The organism is Sorangium sp. KYC3313 (genome assembly GCF_052075895.1).
GTDB classification, from domain to species: Bacteria; Myxococcota_A; Polyangia; order Polyangiales; family Polyangiaceae; genus Sorangium; species Sorangium cellulosum_B.
Genome location: NZ_CP197255.1, coordinates 7,730,117 through 7,747,907 on the forward strand (window position 1 = coordinate 7,730,117; position 17,791 = coordinate 7,747,907).

General features: G+C 72.7%; 13 protein-coding genes. 9 read left to right on the forward strand and 4 right to left on the reverse strand.

The genetic code is table 11. The features are described 5' to 3' along the window. Window positions 1–86 precede the first annotated feature (86 nt). The 6 genes from ACSRUE_RS29835 (at window position 87) to ACSRUE_RS29860 (ending at window position 4,941) form a co-directional block, all read left to right on the forward strand. The gene (locus ACSRUE_RS29835) at window positions 87–776 is read left to right on the forward strand and encodes a hypothetical protein (protein ID WP_437767638.1); all 690 of its coding nucleotides are present in this window, start codon (window positions 87–89) and stop codon (window positions 774–776) included. Window positions 777–1,349: 573 nt separating this feature from the next. After that, entirely contained in the window at window positions 1,350–2,699 is a 1,350-nt protein-coding gene (locus ACSRUE_RS29840) for an STAS domain-containing protein (protein ID WP_441286542.1), read from the forward strand. A gap of 23 nt (window positions 2,700–2,722) precedes the next feature. Beyond that, window positions 2,723–3,118 (forward strand): STAS domain-containing protein, encoded by a 396-nt coding sequence (locus tag ACSRUE_RS29845; protein WP_157906757.1) that lies wholly within the window; start codon window positions 2,723–2,725, stop codon window positions 3,116–3,118. Next, entirely contained in the window at window positions 3,099–3,884 is a 786-nt protein-coding gene (locus tag ACSRUE_RS29850; protein ID WP_437747110.1) for an anti-sigma regulatory factor, read from the forward strand. Before ACSRUE_RS29845 ends, ACSRUE_RS29850 begins: the two co-directional genes overlap by 20 nt. Then, window positions 3,881–4,465: a SpoIIE family protein phosphatase gene (locus ACSRUE_RS29855; protein ID WP_437747109.1), complete on the forward strand. Its 585-nt coding sequence runs from the start codon at window positions 3,881–3,883 to the stop codon at window positions 4,463–4,465. Before ACSRUE_RS29850 ends, ACSRUE_RS29855 begins: the two co-directional genes overlap by 4 nt. Then, window positions 4,462–4,941: an ATP-binding protein gene (locus ACSRUE_RS29860; protein ID WP_441286543.1), complete on the forward strand. Its 480-nt coding sequence runs from the start codon at window positions 4,462–4,464 to the stop codon at window positions 4,939–4,941. The genes ACSRUE_RS29855 and ACSRUE_RS29860 overlap by 4 nt, the downstream gene beginning before the upstream one ends. A gap of 57 nt (window positions 4,942–4,998) precedes the next feature. Here ACSRUE_RS29860 and ACSRUE_RS29865 read toward each other — a convergent pair whose 3' ends face one another. Together ACSRUE_RS29865 and ACSRUE_RS29870 are read right to left on the reverse strand one after the other, a co-directional pair. After that, window positions 4,999–6,024, reverse strand: a complete 1,026-nt coding sequence (locus tag ACSRUE_RS29865; RefSeq protein WP_437767642.1) for a tetratricopeptide repeat protein — start codon at window positions 6,022–6,024, stop codon at window positions 4,999–5,001. A 295-nt stretch (window positions 6,025–6,319) separates the two neighbouring features. Next, on the reverse strand, window positions 6,320–8,242 hold the full coding sequence (locus ACSRUE_RS29870; protein ID WP_441286544.1) for a L,D-transpeptidase: 1,923 nt from the start codon (window positions 8,240–8,242) through the stop codon (window positions 6,320–6,322). A gap of 284 nt (window positions 8,243–8,526) precedes the next feature. Between ACSRUE_RS29870 and ACSRUE_RS29875 the strand changes: the two genes are divergently transcribed. The 3 genes from ACSRUE_RS29875 (at window position 8,527) to ACSRUE_RS29885 (ending at window position 11,671) form a co-directional block, all read left to right on the forward strand. Further along, on the forward strand, window positions 8,527–9,897 hold the full coding sequence (locus tag ACSRUE_RS29875; protein ID WP_441286545.1) for a hypothetical protein: 1,371 nt from the start codon (window positions 8,527–8,529) through the stop codon (window positions 9,895–9,897). A 200-nt stretch (window positions 9,898–10,097) separates the two neighbouring features. After that, window positions 10,098–11,369 (forward strand): hypothetical protein, encoded by a 1,272-nt coding sequence (locus ACSRUE_RS29880; protein WP_441286546.1) that lies wholly within the window; start codon window positions 10,098–10,100, stop codon window positions 11,367–11,369. A 53-nt stretch (window positions 11,370–11,422) separates the two neighbouring features. Then, window positions 11,423–11,671 carry a hypothetical protein gene (locus tag ACSRUE_RS29885; RefSeq protein WP_441286547.1) on the forward strand — a complete coding sequence of 83 codons (249 nt, stop codon included), beginning with the start codon at window positions 11,423–11,425 and terminating at the stop codon, window positions 11,669–11,671. Window positions 11,672–11,688: 17 nt separating this feature from the next. Here the strand turns inward: ACSRUE_RS29885 and ACSRUE_RS29890 are convergent, their stop codons facing one another. Both ACSRUE_RS29890 and ACSRUE_RS29895 read right to left on the reverse strand, forming a co-directional pair. Beyond that, a complete protein-coding gene (locus ACSRUE_RS29890) occupies window positions 11,689–13,395 on the reverse strand; it encodes a hypothetical protein (RefSeq protein WP_441286548.1) in 1,707 nt (568 codons plus the stop codon). Between the two features lie 207 nt (window positions 13,396–13,602). Beyond that, window positions 13,603–17,718, reverse strand: coding sequence for a hypothetical protein (locus ACSRUE_RS29895; protein ID WP_441286549.1), 4,116 nt, complete (start codon window positions 17,716–17,718; stop codon window positions 13,603–13,605). Window positions 17,719–17,791 lie beyond the last annotated feature (73 nt).

Genomic DNA, 17,791 nt, shown 5'->3' on the forward strand with positions numbered 1-17,791 from the left:
GGGCTTGCGTGCGACGTCGTCCAGGCGTCGCCGCTCGGCGCGCAACGCGCTAGCCAAGCTCGCCCACTGGTCGTATCACGGAAGGGATGGGGCGCAGTGGAGCGGAGGACATCGACCGGCTTCGACGGGATATCGATCGAGCGCTTGCTGACAAGCTCGATGCGGACAGGGTGCTCCCGCTGCTCGCGCGCCTGGCCCGCGCGACGGCGCCCGGGAGCGAGCCGTGGCTCTACGCGCACCGCCACCTCGCGGAGATGGGCGTGGAGCACGATCCGTGGCGCGCCGCGCTCTTCGCGCGCCGCGTGCTGCAGTTCCACGAGGAGGACGACGGCGCCTGGGCGGTGCTGGGCCTGGCGCAGTCGCTGCTCGGCAACTACCGCTACGCCGCGCGCGCCTACGAGCGCGCGCTGGCCATCGCGCCCGAGAACCCGTGGTACGCGCACAACCTGGGGCACCTCTACGACGTCGCGCTGAACCGCCCGCACGACGCCTTGCCGCTCCTGGCGCAGGCCACCGAGGCGCAGACAGGCGAGGCCGACATCGCCGCGAGCTACGCGCACGCGCTCGCCCGATGCGGCAAGCTGGTGCTCGCCAAGAAGATCTTGAAGCGCGCCATCCGTCACGGGGCGACCGCGGACCAGATGGCGCTGTGGCGCTGGCTCGACGCGGGCGCCCCGACCACGGGCGAGAGCGGCCCAGACCCACAGCGCCCGGCCGAGGCGAAGCGCAAGGCCAAGCGGCGGCGCGCTCGCGAGCGTCAGAGCCTCGGCGATTGAGGTTGATCACGCCATCCGCGCCGGTGACCGGCGCGCGTCGCATGGGGGGAACCTCACGTGAGCTTGGACCCTCTCCATCCGTACATCCGAGGAGCGGAGGCAGGGGGTGCGCGCCGGGCGAGCTCGGCTGCGCTGCGGCGCGGCATGAGCTGCTGCTGGCGTGGCCGATCGTGACGCGGGGCACGGGCGCGGTTGTACGGGCACGGGCTACCTCGGCTGGGCGACGGTGGATGCCGTCGCCACAAGCGACACGCATGACTGACGCGAAGCTTGACGGTGGGTTGCCCGGTTGGCGATAAGCTGTGTTTCTCGACTGGTGCTGGACACCGTCCCCGCTTGGGACAGGGGCACCCTGCGAGGAGAAGAAATGAGCGTCACGAGCGTGCAAAGGACGGACAGGACGGCGAAGAGCCACGCGCTCTCCGCGGCCGCCTCGTCTCGCCCGCGCGGCTCATCCTCCCGGCGCGCGCATCTGGAGCAATCCTGCAAGGGGATTCGTCGCGCCGCGCACCGGAGGGACGCGCTGCCTGGCGCCACGCACGGCGCGCGCGGGCTTACGACGGGGAGTTCGCGATGAGCGAAGAAGCTCTGCGGCAAGAGATTGCGAGGCTCACGGAGCGCGTCGCGACGCTCGAGCAGCAGATCGAGGGGCAAGAGCGCGCGGCGAAGGAGCAGGCCGCGCAGCTCGACCTTGCGACGCGCGAGGCGCGCGAGCGCGGCGAGCAGCTGGCCCGAGCGGACGAGGAGCTGCGGCGACAGGCTGGCATCTTCAAGCTCGTGCTCGACAGCATGGCGGACGGCGTCGCCGTCGTTGACGACAGGGGCGAGCTCCTGATGCGCAACCCGGCCGCGGAGCACATGCTCGGCCGCGCGCCGCTCGACCTCACCTCGGCGGACGACGTGGGGCCCGGCGACGCCACGCTGTTCTTCCCCGATCGCGCGACCCCCTGGCCGATGTCCGAGCACCCGCTGTCGCGCGCGCTGCGCGGCGAGACGGTCGATCAGATCGAGCTCTTCGCGAGGAAGTCCGCCGAGCAGGAAGCGCGGGCCGCCCGCCGATCCAACGGCATGGCGGGCGGCGCGATGCCGACCCTCGCGCCCACCGCGGGGCCGCAGGGGGACGACGTCGAGCCGCGGTCGGTCCGCGTGCCGCCGGTGTTCTCCGAGCCGCGCATCGAGACCAGCCCGGTGTCCGGCCTGTTCCTGACGGTCAGCGCCAGCCCGATGCGGGGCAAGGACGGGGCGATCTCCGGCGCCGTCGCCGTGTTCCGCGACGCGACCGAGAAGAAGCGCCTCATCGAGGATCTCGAGGCGAAGAACCGCGACCTCGTGGAGAGCGAGAGCGCCAAGAGCGAGCTCGTCGAGCGGCTCCGTTACGCGATCGACGAGATCTCGACGCCCATCCTCGAGCTGTGGGACGACGTCCTCGCGCTGCCGATCATCGGCGTCGTCGACTCGCGCAGGAGCGCCCAGATCATGGAGCGGCTGCTCGACGAGATCGTCCGCCGCCAGTCGCGCTACGTCATCATCGACGTGACGGGCGTCGAGGTGATCGACACGCGGACGGCCGACCATTTCATGAAGCTGATGAAGGCGGTCGAGCTGCTCGGCGCGCGGTGTCGGATCACCGGGGTCAGGCCCGCCGTCGCGCAGACGATGGTGGAGCTCGGCATCAACCTCGGCACCGTGCGCGCCGCGCGCAACCTCAAGCACGCGCTGCGCGAGAGCATGGCGCTCGCCGGCCAGAAGCCGACGCCCGCGTCCCTCATGGGGACCCGCCGCGGCGCGGCCAAAGACAACGAGAAGCAGACAGGACAGCCGTTCACACCTGGCGGCCCTCGGGCCGCCTTCGATCCGTCGGGCAGCGGTGCAATGACCACGACACAGCTGCAGCTCAGCGCGAGGAAGGAGACGTCCACTTGATGCAAGCGGGTAGGGTCCCCATCGTGGGCCTCTTCGGGAACTTAATCGTCTCGGTGCAGGGCGGGCTCACCGACGGCCAGGTGGAGCAGCTGCGCGACGACGTGACCGGGTCGATCGAAGCGCGATCGCCCCGCGGCCTCATCGTCGACCTCTCCGGTGTCGAGATTCTCGATAGCTATCTCACCCGCGCCATCCGTGACATCGCGCTCACGGCCCGGCTGATGGGCGTCCGGACGGCGGTGTGCGGCTTGCGGCCCGCGGTCGCGATCGCGCTCGTGGAGATGGATCTCGAGATCCCTGGCGTGGTGACGGCGCTCAACCTGGAGCGCGCCGTCGAGATGCTCGCGCCGTCCGCAGAGGACGACATGATGCCGCCGGAGCTCACGAACGAGGTGTCGCATGAAGATCCCTCCTCGTGACGGACCGCCCTCCAGCGGCGGCGCCACGGGGCCGCCGTCGAGCCGGTCCAGCGGACCGGTGTCGACGCGCTTGCCGGGTACGCCGCAGTCGGCGCGCGGCCCCGTGCCGTCGTCTCCGCAGATCGTCGGCCGCTCGATCACCGATCAGATCGAGACGGTGCTGGCGCAGTTCCTCTCGCCTGCGGTGAGGAAGAGCGTCATCGACTGCGGGATCCGGCAGGCGAAGGTCGATCCGCTGGTCGCGCGCGAGGGTGATCTCCGGCGCCTCCTCGTCGAGGTCAAGCGCGGGGTGAAGCTGTTCGTCCGCGACCAGGCGCAGCTCGATCGGTGCATCTCCGAGCTCGGTGAGCTCGACCACGCTGCCCCCGCGCCGCGCGAGATCACCATCGATGTGCGCAACGAGGAGGACGTGCTGCGCGCGCGGTCGGCCGGCCGCGAGCTCTGCATCGAGCACCTCGTCAGCGACGTCCTGCAGACGAAGATCGTCACGGCGATCTCCGAGCTCGGGCGCAACATCGTCAGGTACGCGGGCAGCGGGCAGGTCGTCGTCCGCTCGCTCACCTCGCCGATGCGCGCGATCGAGATCGTCGCGCAGGACAACGGGCCTGGGATCACGAACCTGCCGGAGATCCTGAGCGGCAAGTACCGCTCGCGTCACGGTATGGGCGCGGGCCTCCGCGGCACGAAGGCGCTCATGGATGCGTTCGACGTCAAGACGGCGCCCGGCGCGGGGACGACCGTGACGGTCAGGAAGTACCTCGGATGACGGTCGCCATCGGGACCGCGTGCTGCGTCGCCGCCGGCGAGGAGATCGCCGGCGACGAGGTGGTGGTGGTTCGACATTCCCCGTGGGTGCTGATCGGCCTCGCCGACGGGCTCGGTCACGGTCCCCACGCCGCGCAAGCGGCTTCCGCGTTCTGCCGCTACGTGGAGGACCACGCGTCGATGCCGATCGAGGATCTCTTGACCGGGGCAGGGGAGCAGCTCGCGTCGACGCGCGGGGCCGCGGCTGCGCTCCTGCGCATCGACGAGAGCGTGGGCGAGCTAGAGTTCTCGGGCGTCGGCAACATCGCGATGAAGGCGATCACGCGGACGGCCATGCCGAGCTTCTGCTCGGCGGGGATCCTCGGGCGGCGCGTGCGGCGGCTCCGCAGCTTTCGCTTCCCCATATCGCCTGGCGATGTCGTCCTGCTCCACTCCGACGGGATCTCCAGCGGCTTCGATCTCGGCGCGTTCCGCGACTTCGATCCCGAGGAGATGGCGCGCCGGATCGTCGACGCCCACAAGAAGTCGTTCGATGACGCCACGTGCGTCGTCGCCGTGGTCCGCGACAGGGGCGCGGCGTGACGCAGCGGTCCCCGCCCGCGTTCAGCATCCCCGTCACGCGCGAGGAGGATCGCTTCGCCTGCGCGGCCGAGGGCGCGCACATCGCGCGCTGGGCTGGGCTCTCGGAGCGCGCCCAGCACGAGCTCGCGATCGCGATCGCCGAGCTCGTGTCGAACGCGGTGCGCCACGGCGGCGGCGGGAGCATCTGCATCCGCGCGATCCGCGACGATACGCAGGCGGGCGGCGGTCGGTGGGGCGTCGAGGTGATCGTGCGCGACTCCGGCCCAGGCCTGGACCCGAAGCTGGCACTGATCGAGGACGTCGGGCCGAAGAGCGATCGCGGCCCGTCCTCGTCGAGCTCTGCGCGGCTGACGCCGAGGATGCCCGGTCAGGGGCTCGGCGTCGGGCTCGGCGCCGTGCATCGGCTGATGAGCTCCGTCATCATCCGTTCGTCACCCGGCATCAGCACCGAGATCATCGCCGTCAAGTGGAAGTAAGCGCCGCCCCGCGCGCCCATGCGGCGCGGCGGTCGTGGCGCGGAGCGCCTCGCCCGATCAGTTGAGCTCTTTCTCGGTCCGCTCGTTCTGCTCGGCTTCGAGGAACGTCGCGGTGATCTCGCGCTCGAGCGCCAGGTTGATCTCGCGCTCCAGCGCCTCGACGCTGCCCGCGAGGCGGGCGACGTTGAGGGCGTAGACGAAGACCCGCGCGCACGGGTGGACCTCGGCGCTGCCGCGGAGGCCCCGCTCGCGCTCGTCGGCGTTGAGGCCGTCCAGGAGGACCAGCGCGCGGGGATCGACGCCTTCGGCCACGAGCTCCATCCCGGGCACGTCGGAGATGTAGAGCTCCGCGCCCTCGACGTAGCGCCGGAGCACGGGGTTGAGCGCGGCGACCGTCTTCTGGGCCAGCGTCACGAAGCCGTCGCGGCTCGGCGCCCAGGGGGGCATGCCGAGCTCGACGTCGAGCTCGCGGGAGCGCAGGAAGGCCTGCGTCGCGCCGCGGACATCGCCCCGCTCGTCGCGGATGAGGCCGAGGTAGTAGTGGGCCTCGGCGTGCCGCGGGTCCTTCAGCGCCGCCTCCTCGATGAGGGCGGCGGCCTTGTCGGCCTGGCCGATCTCGTAGAACGCGCGGCCCACGAGGAAGGTGTGGTTCGGGTTGTCGTAGGGGCCCTCGGGGATCCTCGCCGCGACCTGGGCCGCCTCGTCGAGATCCCCCTTGCCGAGGAGCGCGTCGAACTTCAGGAGGAGCGCGTCGATGATCTCCTCGTCGACCTCGGCCAGATCGAGCGCCTGGTCGCACATCTCGATCGCCTGGTCGAAATCGCCGAGCGGGTGGATGTACACCTCGGCGGCGTTGAGCATCGCCTCCAGGTAGGTGTCATCGAGGGCGATCGCCTGGCGGTACGCCTCGATCGCCTCCTCGCCCTCGCCCTCGAGGGCCGCGACGAAGCCGAGCAGGTTGTGAGCCTCCGGCGAGTTCGGATCTAGCTCGAGCGCCCGCCGGGCCGACGCCTCTGCTCCGCGCGTGTCCCCGCGCTGGACGAGATCCCACCCGCGGTCGAGGTGCGCCGAGAACTGGTCCATGGCGGCTCCACAAGTGTGCGAAGGGGAGCCCCGAGTCAAGAGGGAGCCCTGTCAAAGCAACCATTCAAGCTGTTCCGAGCACGGCTCGCCCGGATTTCCAGCAACTGGCGGAGGCAGGACGGCAGACGGCCAGGTCCGCCGGGCCGGTCCAGGCGAGGCGAGGCTCCGGCGCGCGCTCGTACCACGCGTCGCGGCGAGCCCGCTCCGGCCGCTCCCTCGCGGCCCGCTCCATGGGGAGCGCACGGTGTTGTTGCGTCCTCGTCGCGCGGCCGCGCGCGCCGCGCGCGCCGCCCGCTCACTCGTGGATGGACACGAGCGTGCCGCGGTTCTCCGGCGTGGCCCAGACCCCGTGCCAGCCGCGCGGGAGCCTGGGCTCGCTCCAGAAGAAGACCTTCTTCGCGTCGAGCGGCGAGAGGTTCACGCAGCCGTGGCTCATCTCCCGGCCGAAGTTTCCGTGCCAGAAGGCGCCGTGGAGGGCGTACGAGCCGTCGTAGTACGCGACGAACGGCACGTCCTCGATGCTGTACGGCAGATCGCCCGCGACCGTGCCGTCGCCATCCATCGTGGTCGCGATGTGCTTCTCGCGGATGCGGAACACCCCCGTGGGCGTGGCGTGGTTCTTCTTCTTGTCCTTCGAGCGCCGCCCCGGCGAGACGAGCGCCGCGAAGACGGGCTTGTCGCCCTCGATCGCGACCAGCGTCTTGCGCGACAGGTTCACGTCGATCCACTTCTCGCCCGGCGCGAGATCCGGCGGCGGGGCGCCGAGATCGGTGTACGTCCCGTCGGCGCCCTTCATCCACCAGCCCTCGGTGGTCTTCCGGTACACCGTCGACCTGTGGGTGTGGCTCTCGCCCGTGAGGCCGAACGCCGCGAAGCGCTCGAGCGAGCCGGCCACGGAGACGGACTTCTTCTCGGCGTCGAACTGGTACTTGCTCGCCGACTTCGCGAGGATGAAGCCGACCGACTTCGCGCCCTCGGGGAAGTCGATGCCCTGCGAGGCCGGCGGCTTGATGATGTACATGCGGTCGCTCGGCGCGACGAGGCCCGCGGTCGTCTTGTACCAGCTGCGGCCGTTCCAGCCGAAGGTCTTGTCGACCGCGACGAAGAAGCCCTTGACCATCCGCTTCGCGACCGTCGAGTCGGCGTCCTTGTCGAGATCGGCGAGCGTGACGTTGAGCGGCCTGCCCTTCTCGTCGACGTTCTCCCACCAGGGCTTCTCGGGCTCCTCCTCGACCGGCGCCGGCGCGATGCCGAGCGACGCGGCCGCGGCGACGGCCGCCGCCTTGTCCTCGACTGCAGCCGGATCCGCGGCGACGGCGGCCACCGGCGCGGAGCTCGCGGCGGCCTCGGCGCTCGCCGCGGCGCGAGCGGCAGCCGCCGCGGCGACCTCCTTCTCGGTCTCCTCGTACAGCGCCTCGGCGCGCCGCTTCTCCTCTTCCTTCCGCTTGCGCTTCGAGGACTCGAGGTACGGCTCGTAGCGCGTCATCTCGTCCTTCGAGGGGACGGAGCGGTAGAGCGGCGTGCCGTGGGTCGTGTTGAAGGCGTACTTGTACGGGAGGACCTCGTCGAGGTTCGGCGGCGTGATGCCGAGGCGGACCTGCGGGTTCGACAGGTCCGTCGTGGCCGACCTCCCGCAGACGTAGCCGCCGTCGAGGAGGCGGTACCAGCCCTTGGCGCAGCTCCCGCCCTTGATCGGCTTCGGATCGACCGGCACCTTGCCGCCGAGCCGGATGTAGCCGAGCCGCTGCTTGGAGAACTCCATCGTCGGATAGACCGACGCTTGCGGCATGATCGAGCCGAGCAGCGGCCCCGTGTACGGCTTGTCGGGCGCGGGCGGCTCCGGGGCCTCCGAGGGCGCGGCGGTCGGGGCCTCCCTGGGCGCCTCGGCGGACGCGGCGGCGCGCGCCGAGGACGCGGGCGCGGGGCGGGGGAGGGACGACGTCCGCTCGGGCAACGAGCCGCCCTCGGTGGAGGGGCCGGGGGGGGCCTCGCCCTGGCAGCCGCTCGCCCACGCCGCGGTGCCGGCGAAGGCCGCCGCGGCGATGAACCCGAGCGCGCTGGACACGAGCGAGGTGCGCGCGACGCCGCCGCCGCCGGCGCGTCCGGCTCCCGGCGCCGGTTGCGGGTTCCGCAGGTCGTCGGTGCGGACATTGCCGCTGCCGTGCGATCGTGCGGGGTCCTTCTGCCCGCGGGGGCGGGGGGCCTGAGAGCGGTTCATCGCATCCACAGCGTTGGGCGAGGACCGGTCTTCCCGATCCTCGCGGTCTGATGATCGACCCGTAGGGTCGGGTCGGCTCGGCGGTCTTAGTACCTGGTCACTCACGTGTCGATCCACTTCTCTGCGGAGCGCGCGCCCCTCGAGCCGACGACGGCGGAAGGCGGGGCAGGCGGCATCGCATGACCATCGCTTGAGCGAACGACGTGCCACGAAGCCGCGGCGCGCGGCGCGGGCGCGCTCCGGGGCATGGATGCCGTTCGGACGGCTGCTGCTAGGGTACCGCCGTGGCGGAACGGACCCCGGGGCGTGGCTTGAACAACACGACGGAGGCCCAGCGCGTGGGCCGTGGCACCGCGGTCGTCCCGCTCGTCCGCGCCGCCTCCAGGCGGGCGCTCGTCACCGCGGCCGTCGTCGCGGCGCTCCTGCACCTGCCCCTGCTCCCGACCCCGCTGTTCGCGTGGCTCGACGCGATGTTCGCGCTCCGGGGCGAGCTGGCCGACTACGACGCCGGCGAGACGATCGTGCCGATCGATCTCGATCTCCTCGCGGACGACCCCAGCGCGGTCGCGGCGGCGCCCTCCGCGAGCGGCGGCGAGGGGGCGCCTTCCGGGGCGGGCGCCGCAGCGCCGGCGACGTCGTCGCCCGCGACGCCGCCCGCCGCGTCGGCGAGCGCCTCGCCGGAGGCGCCGGACGCGGGGGCGCGCGGTACACCCGCGCCGCGCCGGAAGCCGCCGGGCGACGCAGGACCGGACGCGTCCGGCGACGGGGGCACGGAGAACGAGGGCGACCCCCCGAACCTGCGGACCCCGCTGAGCGCCGCGGGCGCGCCGGGCAAGCTCGCGTCGAAGGACCCGAACGTCCAGGTGCTCATCGCCGGCGACCGGCTCCGCAACCACGAGCTCGGCGCGTGGTTCGGCCGGATCCTGACGACCATCCCCCAGTGGCAGTCCTTCTTCAGCGACACCGCCGTCGACCCGATCCGGGACATCGACCACCTCCTCATCGCCGGGCCGCAGCTCCGCGACTCCAGCAAGGTCGTCGCCGTCATGGACTACCGGGCGCCCGAGGAGACCATGCGCGCGGCCGTCGACGTCATCGTGCAGCGGTCGAACGGCGCGTGGATCGAGGACGCCCCCATCCCCGCCGCCCGGGCCACCGCGGACCGCAGCAAGCGCATCTTCGCGATGGTCCCGGACCGGCGGTTGCTCGTGGTCCTTCCCGCTGCTGAAGAAGATCAGCTATCCAAGTTGAAGTCCATGAAAGGATTCAACAAATCTTCAGCGGCGGGCATCGTCGTCTCGATGCTCACGCCCGCGAACGCGTTCCGCGGGGTCCAGGCGGTCCCGCGCAGCCTCGCCTGGATGCGCCTCACCGTCACGCCGACCAAGGACGGGGGCGCGGACCTCGCCCTCACGGCGGGCGATGAATCCGCTGAAGATGCGCTGGTTCACGCGCAGGAGCTCACGAAGACCTTGAACGCGATCCGGACCATCGACCTGGGGATCACGAGGATCGATGTGGTGGATGAGATCGCCTTCAACACCGACGGGAAGGTCATCTGGTCGAAGCTCCACGTCACGAACCGGCAGCTCAAGCTGATCATGGGCTTCGTGGAGAAGGCGCTCCTGGAGCAGGGCGGCGCGCGGAAGCCGTAGCGCGCGGGGCGAGAGCGCCTGCGCCGGGGCGAAGGCAGCCGTGCCGGGGCGAAGGCGGCCGCGCGGGGGCGAAGGCGGCCGCGCCGGGGCCACGGGGCCGCGCCGGGGCCACGGGGCCGCGCCGGGGCGGAGCGCGGCCCGGGCCGCGCGGAACACTAGCCAAAGCGGCGGCGTTCAGTTAATCCGACCAGCCCGCGCCGATGACGCCCGAACACTCTCCGTACGCCGTGCTCGATGAGCTTGCCGGACACCCCCGCGGCGACGACCTCGCGCGGGTCGTTCACACCGCGGCCTTTGCCGCAGCGGACGAGCGGCGGACGACCCTGGAGGGCGGCCTCGCGGAGCTCGTCGACCGGGCGGGCCTGTCGGTCGCCGACGCGGAGACCCGGTTCGGCAACGTGGTCCGGGCGCTCGAGCGCGGCACGAGCGAGGGCGCGGGGAGCGCGACCCGTGTGCTCCTGGCCACGCTGCTCGCGCGCGGGGTCGCGCTCTCGCCGCCCGACGGGCCGGAGGCGGAGGGCCGGGTCGCCGAGGCGCTCGTCTGGCTGGCGACGTACACCTCCGTCGACGCGCTCACCGCGCTGGACGCCGCGCTGGGCGAGCGCGCCGCGGGCCTCTGGCGGTCGATCGCCGCGCTGGTCCGGCGCGCCGACCAGGGCGCGCTGCCGCAGCTCGGCCGGGCGGGCGCGATCATCGCCGCGGCGGCGCTGCGGGGGAGCGCCTCGCCCGACGCGCGCGCCGAGGCCGCGGCGCTGGTGGACGACGTGCGCGATCCGATCGTGCGCTCGCTGCTGCGCGACGCGCTCTCCCCCGGCAGGCGGCCGAGCCGCGCGCCGGGCGCCAGTGGGGCCGCGGAGGGGGGCGCCGGGGCCACCGGGGACGAGAGGTGGGCGCCGGAGCGCGACGGAGGGGCGACGGCGCGGCTCGCGGGCGAGCTGTCTCCGCCGCCGCGCGGGCCGGTGGCGCTCGTGCTGCTGGCGGCGACGGGGATCCTGCTCGTGATGCATGTCCTCCGGCTCGCCGGGCGGTTCCTTCTGCGGTACCGCCGGCCCGCCGCGCTCGAGGTCGGCCCGAAGGGCGTGACCGTCCGGAGCCGGACCGAGCTGTTCGGCCGGACGCTGAAGGAGCGGGAGACGTACATCCCGGTCGAGGCGCTCCTCCGGGCGACGCGCGAGGTGCGCTACCCGCGGCTCGCCCTCTACGCGGGGCTCGTCGCGCTGGGGCTGGGGACGTACCTGGGCGTGTCGCTGCTCGTCGACGGCGCGCGCGCGGGCTCCCCGGAGCTGCTCGGCATGGGCGCGCTCGTCTTCGCCTTCGGCGCGGCGCTCGACTTCGGGCTGTCGCACATGGAGACGGCGACGCGCGGCCGCTGCCGCGTGGTGCTCGTCCCACGGAAGGGCGCAGGGGTCGCGCTCGCGGGGATCGAGCGCGACGCTGCGGACCTCGCGCTGGGCAAGCTGCCGCGCGCCTGAAACTTGGCCGGATCGCGCCGCCTTCGCTAGGCCGATCGGGCGAGGTGATGGCGATGCGCTCGAAGACCGAAGCGATGGCGGGGCTCAGGCGGATGCTGCACGACATGCTGACCGCGCGGGAGGGCGGAGAGAGCGCTCCCCGCCTGGCGCGGGTGAAGGGCTGCGTCGACGGCGCGATGCGCGCGCTGCTCGACAGCGGGCAGGCGACACGGCAAGAGCTCCTCGATCTCGTGGCCGCGGAGCGCGCGCGCGTGAACGGCCCGGCGACGGCGGAGATCCGCGCGGTGTCGCTGAGCGCCTGACGGCGCGGCGGCGCCGATCACGGCTGCGGGCAGCCCTGGTTCGTGGCGAAATCCCAGCAGGCGCCGCTCACCCCGGCCGCGCCGTCGCTTCCGGGGGAGCCACCGAGGCCGGCGGAACCGCCGTTGCCAGCCGTGCCTCCAGTGAACGGCACCTCGGCGGCCGCGGGGCTCGGCGTGAGCTTGTAGGCGATGCCCACCGCGTGCCCGCCCCGGCCGCCGCCGCCAGGGCCGCCATCGCCGCCCGCACCGCCCTTGCCACCCATGCAACCCGCGAGCGAGCCGGAGCCGGAGACGCGGCTCCCCCCCTTGCCCCCCATGCCGCCCTCGCCGCCGGGGCTTCCACCTCCGCCCTCACCTCCATGGCCCGCCTTGCCGACGGCGATGGTCACATCGGTCAGCGCCAGCTTGGTCCCCAGGCTGAGGATCCCGATGCTCGACCCGCCGGCCTTGCCACCGCCGCCTCCCGTTCCACCGCAGCCGCCGGCCCCGCCGCCGCCGCCGCTGGCGCCCGCGCCGTCGATGTAGCTACCCCCGCCGGACATGCAGAAACGCCCTGCTTTCGCGCCGCCGCCTCCGCCTCCGCCTTGACCGCGCGTCCCGCCGACGCCTGTGCCGCCGTCACCTCCGGTGATGCCGGCCAGCGTCAGCGTGGTGCCGTTGCCAGCCGTGCCAGCGCCGCCAGAGGCGCCCCTCGCGCCGCTCGCGCCGTCCCTGCACTCCACCGTCTCTCCCGTCTCTCCCATCTGCCCGTGTCCGATGCCGCCGATGCCGGATGCGGGCGGGGAGGCCGCACCAGGCGCGCCGTCGCTACCGGTCTGCCCGCGCCCTTCATCCACAGCGGGCTGTCCACCCAGGCCGCCGGCGCCGCCGCTCGTCTCGCCATCCGCGCACGTCGTTACGCCGGGCTGGCCGCTGTAGACCGCCACGAGGCACGCGCTCGAGACGTCCTCCAGCGCGTCCGCGCCATCCTGCACGACCTCCGGCGTCTCGCCGCTCGCGCCGTTCACCCCGTTCCCTGCGATCACGTCGACCTGCTCGAGCTGCGCGTCGATGTCCGCGACCGCCACGCCGATCGACGAGCCGCCCGGAGCCGTCGCGTTGGCCGCGCTGATCGTGAAGCTCCGCACCCGTGTCCCGCCCGCGTCCTCCGTCAGCGTGAGCGCCACCTTGTTCCCGGGCCCCTCGATGGCGCTCCGCGCCGCCGGGCTCCACGTCCAGCCCGCGTCGCAGTCGAAGCCGCCGATCACCTCGACGGCCGCCCGGACCGTGACACTCTCCTCGAACACGCCGCTCGAGCACGCCAGCACCCGCTTGCCGTTCGCGTTCGCGAGCGCCTCCGAGAGCGACGCGTACGGCCTGGTCTTCGTCCCGTCTCCTCCGGACGCCGCGCCCGCGCTCGCGAACACCGCGCACCGGTCCACCACCGTGCTCGCATCCTGGGTCGGGTCCGGTTCGCACGTGGGGCCAGGGCCTTCGCCGCCGCCCGTCGTTTCGGGGGGGGGGCAGTACCTGGAGTCTTTCTTGCAGTCCTCGGCGTAGGACAGCGGCCAGCACCCGGCGAGGTGCAGCGCCGCGATGGCCGACGCGGCGGGGAGCAGCCACAGAGAGAGCGGGACGCCGATGCGCCGCCGCGCGGGCGCGCCGGCCTGGTCCTGCGCGCCATCGGATGGCGCAGGGGATGCGTTGCTCACCGCGTTGCTGCTCGTTCGTTCCGTCGCTCTCATCGTCCCAAGCCTTTCCTGTGACGCTTCGCTCTGCCTGCAGATCCTCGCAGAAGACGCTCCCGCGCCCTGGCCGCGTCGACCCAGGAGCATACCCAGTCGGCGGATCGCCTGCTCAACGGCGAACCGTCGGCCGAGTGCTCCTGGGGGACGCCGCACGCGGCGATCCCGTCGTCTCACGGCCCGGGCGCTCGCGCTCCGGCGCGCGCTTCAGGGGGTGACGAGCGCCACGTCTCCCTTCGTGGCCTGTCCGCCGACGCGCCACCAGTTCGCGATGAGCAGCCGCCCGTCCACCTCCACGATGCGCGAGAAGGCGCCCGCGAACCCCTCCTGCTCGATCTCCTGGATGAGCCAGCTGTGGCCGTCGCCGCTCTTCGTCCCGATCGCGAGCCGCAGGGTCCCGCTCGTCGCGTCCTGGTAGCTGATGCGCACCTCCCCGGCCGCCGTCACGAACACGTTCGCGTCGTCGCCGATGAGGTGCTGCCCGTCCTCGAAGGGGACGCCCTCGATCCCGAGCCCGTCGTCCGCCACCTCGGAGGGCTCGACCTCCGTGCCTCCCTTCACCCGCGCGTACCGCAGCCCCTCCGAGCGGCCGTCCGCGTAGGCGAGGTGCCAGTCGCCGGCGCGATCGATGAACAGCGACGTCCCCATGCCCACGTCGCCCGTGTCCGCCCCGTCCGGCGCCGCGCCGTCCACGATGCGGGTCTCCCACGCACCCGTCGACCTCGACGCGATCACCACGTCGCCGTGGATGCGATCGTAGAACGCCAGGCCGAACCCGCCCGCGTTGTCGGGCGCCATCGCGATGTAGTCGCCGATCGCCTCGGGGTACGTCTCGAGCCGGTTGCCGTCGGAGGTCGCGGCGCACGCCGGCGAGCCGCCGTCGTCGATGCACGCCTGCCCGGAGGCGCACCCCGGCTCGCAGTCGCCGGCCGCGAGCGGCGTCGCGCAGCGCCCCGTGCTCCGGACGCATTTGGCCCCGGCGCCGCAGAGGAACGCGCGGCACGGCGTCGCCTCGTCCTTCGCCACGTCCTCGAACCGCCACGCGCCCTCCCCGGGCGTGGCGCTCTCGCCGGTCGCGATCCGGACGCTCGACGTGACCGCGCCGCCCTCGCCCGGCTCCATCGCGAGGTAGGCGATGACGGGCAACCCCTTCACGAAGAGCAGCTTCGCGTAGCGGCCGATGTCGCTGCTCGGCGCCTGCTGCACGAAGCTCACCGCCCACGTGTCGCTCCGCCGCTGCGCGAACTTGAGCGCGCGGTTCGTGCGGTCGTAGTAGGCCACCGCCGGCTCGCCGTCCGGCCCCACCGCGATCGACGTCCAGAGGCCGACGTCGTCGCCGGGGTCGGTCTGGCCCCCGCGGAACCCGCTCACGTCGAACCGGGCCGGGTCGACCGCGGGCTCCGCGGGCACCCCGTCGATCGCCTCCCACGCGACCGCCTCGCCGTCCCACGTGCCGACCACGAGGTCGCCCCACGCGAACGCGTTGCGCCAGTCGGCCTCGGCGTAGCCGGCGACCCAGACCGTGCGCTTGTCGGCGGCGACCGCGACCGAGGTGTACGCGCCGATGAGGCCGTGCTCCAGCGTCATGCAGTCGGGCGCGACGCACCCCGGCTCCACCTCCTCCGGCTCCTCGCTGCACGAGCATCCGGCGTGCGAGCCGAGGAGCGCCATGACGGCGACCCCGGCCAGCGCGCCCTTCACGCCCCGCGCGCCGCGCTGCGCGGGGCGCCGAGGCGACGCGCCCCGGTCGCCGCGCCGCGCGAGCCGCAAGGCCGCCGCCGCGACGGCGAGGCCGAGCCAGCGGACGCCCGACGGCGTCTCGCCGGCGCCGCCAGCCATGACGCAGCCGCAGCCCGCCGACGGGTCGACGGGGACCCGGCCGCGGAGGAGCGCCTGCCGCGCCGTGCCGAGGTTCCCCTCCTCGTCCACGGCCTCGACCTCGATCTCGACGGCGTCACCGACGTCCACCGACGTCGTCTCCGCCGCCGTCGACCACGGGGACCACGCGCCGTCGTCGAGCCGCACGCGCACCTTCGCGCGCGCGGCGTCCGAGACCCGATCGCGCACCTCGAGCGGCGCCCGGCCGTCCACCGCGGCGCCGACGGAGATGACCGGCGGATCGACGTCGACCACCATCTCGACGGTCGCCGGCGTGGGATCGAGCGACAGGGGAGCGCCCGCGATCCGCGATCGCACCGAGATCACGTGACGCCCCGGGAGCCGCAGCCAGTCGTCGCGCAGGTCGACGATGCGCTCGCGCGTGAACGGGCGCCACACGCCGCTGTCGATGCGGTACGAGTACTCGACGGCCCGCGTGCCGTCGTCGAGCGGCGAGCTCATGACGAGCCGCGCCGTCGGCCCGTTGTCGCGGGTCATCGTGGGCAGGCGGAGCCCCTCGGCGCGCACCTCCTTGCGGCTCAGCTCGGCCTGCGTGTCGCTGCTCGGCGAGCGCTGCTGCGCCGTCATTCCGAAGGCCGCGAAGATGCCGAGGTAGTTGTCCTGCCCCTTCGTGAGCTTCCGCAGGCCGGGGGAGCCCGCGCCCTCGGCCGACTCCGGGATCACCAGCGAGAGCCCGAGCGCCGAGAGCGCCCCGTCGAGATCGATCGCCGGGATGCCGCCGCCGATCAGCTGCCCGAGCTGGCCGCTGAGGAGGCCGCCCAGCGCCTCCGCGATGTTCTCGGGGTTCTCCCGGAGCAGCCCGTGGTTCGTCACCTCGCCGTTCTCGACCCTGAGCGCCTCGATCACCGGCGTGAGCCCCTCGGGGGTGACCGAGAGGTTCATGGGCACATCCACGTCGAACGTCGCCGTCATGAACCGGATGAACCTGTCGAGCGACCAGACGTAGAAATCGAAGCTCGCCCGGTCCAGCTGGATGCGGATCAGCGGGTCGTCGCTTCCGTTCGTGCCATTGCCAAAGGTGAGCCGAGGGGGCGCCTGCGGACGGATGACGACCGCGACCTGCTGCGACTCGCGCTGCAGCGCGAGATCCTTTGCGGAGGGGGCCAGCAGCCCCAGCGTGCCCGAGTTGAGGAGAGGCACCGTCTCCGTGGAGATCCCGAGACAGAGCAACCCGCTGTTGTAGAGACCGTTCATGGCGTAATTCGCGAAGCGCTCGGAGATCGCGAGACCGACGTGGGGGCCGGGAAGGTCCGCTGGCCAGTCGGAGACGGTGTTGGCGACGAGCTCATCGGGAATCGGGATGCCCGCCGGGAGCGCCATGTTCGACAGCGGCACACATTTCGATGTCGGCACCGGCTCGGCGCCGCCGTAGAGGCCAAGGGTGAGCCCGTTGCCGACCGGGTTGAGGTCGCCCCACGCGAGATCGGAGCCGTCGTCCCGTTCGCTCGTGCCGCCGCCGGCGAGCAGGAGGTCGAACCCGCCCTGCGTGCCGGGGGAGATGCTCGCGAGCAACCGGCCGAGATCGATGTGGCCCTCGACGCCGAGCAGGATCGAGGCGCACTCGTCGTTCGCGTGCGTGCCGTAGCGGCAGACGCCGCCGATGTCGTTCGTGCCGTCGGGGCAGGCCGGGTCCTGCGTCGGATCCGCCTTCAGACAGAGCTGCTGGTCGAGCTGGGCCTTCAGCGTGTCAGCGAGCGAGCCGGTCAGGAGGGGGAGGACGATGGGACGCAGGAAATCGAGGATGTCGCCGGCGATGGAGCCGCCGCAGTTGAGCCGCAACCTCGACTCGAGCTGATCCTTGCCGATGTCGAGCCGGACGATCTTAACGCGCGAGTAGCCCTGCCGCGAGTGCTGCGGATTGACGTCGATCTCGACGGAGAGCTCGACGTCGAGGTTGATGTTCGTGAAGGTCTGGTCGTCGGGCGGGCACGCGTCGTTGCCGTTGAGGGTCGCGATGACCGTGCTGTCCGTGACGAGCAGGTTGACCAGGATCGGGAGGTTCTGCAGGCGCACGGGCAGAGGTCCCCGGATGCGCAGGTTATGCGGCGTCCTCGGCTCGATCTGAAGCGCCGCACTCCCCACGTCGATCTCCGCCGTGCACATGGGCGGGCTGGCGTTCGGGTCGGCGCCGCCGGGACATACCGTGTAGCCGGTCCCGGAAGACCTGGGGATGGAGAACGTGATCACGCCGCCGTCCCCACCCCCGAGCAGCGCGCGCCCTAGGACACCCAGGTTCTGCTCGAGGAACTCGACGCCCGACTGCGTGAGCCGCGCCGCGCCGGCGTTCTCGATGCGATCCGCGGGCTTGAAGCCGGCGGGGAGGGGGGTCATTCCACAGCCGGCGCACCCGCCGCCCGAAGCGGCGCATCCGGCGATGATGAGGAGAGCAAGGATGGCGGAGAAATGCTTGATGAGGCGGGGCATAAGGAACCCTCCAGGGGAGCACGACCCGCAGCGCCACGCCCGCTGGGCGCGGGCTTCAGGACGCCGCGACAGA

Excerpts from the sequence above, each read along its gene's own strand:
- ACSRUE_RS29870 (WP_441286544.1), bottom strand. The coding sequence starts at position 8,242 with ATGAACCGCTCTCAGGCCCCCCGCCCCCGCGGGCAGAAGGACCCCGCA.
- ACSRUE_RS29890 (WP_441286548.1), bottom strand. The coding sequence starts at position 13,395 with ATGAGAGCGACGGAACGAACGAGCAGCAACGCGGTGAGCAACGCATCC.
- ACSRUE_RS29880 (WP_441286546.1), top strand. The coding sequence starts at position 10,098 with ATGACGCCCGAACACTCTCCGTACGCCGTGCTCGATGAGCTTGCCGGA.
- ACSRUE_RS29885 (WP_441286547.1), top strand. The coding sequence starts at position 11,423 with ATGCGCTCGAAGACCGAAGCGATGGCGGGGCTCAGGCGGATGCTGCAC.
- ACSRUE_RS29850 (WP_437747110.1), top strand. The coding sequence starts at position 3,099 with ATGAAGATCCCTCCTCGTGACGGACCGCCCTCCAGCGGCGGCGCCACG.
- ACSRUE_RS29865 (WP_437767642.1), bottom strand. The coding sequence starts at position 6,024 with ATGGACCAGTTCTCGGCGCACCTCGACCGCGGGTGGGATCTCGTCCAG.
- ACSRUE_RS29835 (WP_437767638.1), top strand. The coding sequence starts at position 87 with ATGGGGCGCAGTGGAGCGGAGGACATCGACCGGCTTCGACGGGATATC.
- ACSRUE_RS29855 (WP_437747109.1), top strand. The coding sequence starts at position 3,881 with ATGACGGTCGCCATCGGGACCGCGTGCTGCGTCGCCGCCGGCGAGGAG.
- ACSRUE_RS29895 (WP_441286549.1), bottom strand. The coding sequence starts at position 17,718 with ATGCCCCGCCTCATCAAGCATTTCTCCGCCATCCTTGCTCTCCTCATC.
- ACSRUE_RS29840 (WP_441286542.1), top strand. The coding sequence starts at position 1,350 with ATGAGCGAAGAAGCTCTGCGGCAAGAGATTGCGAGGCTCACGGAGCGC.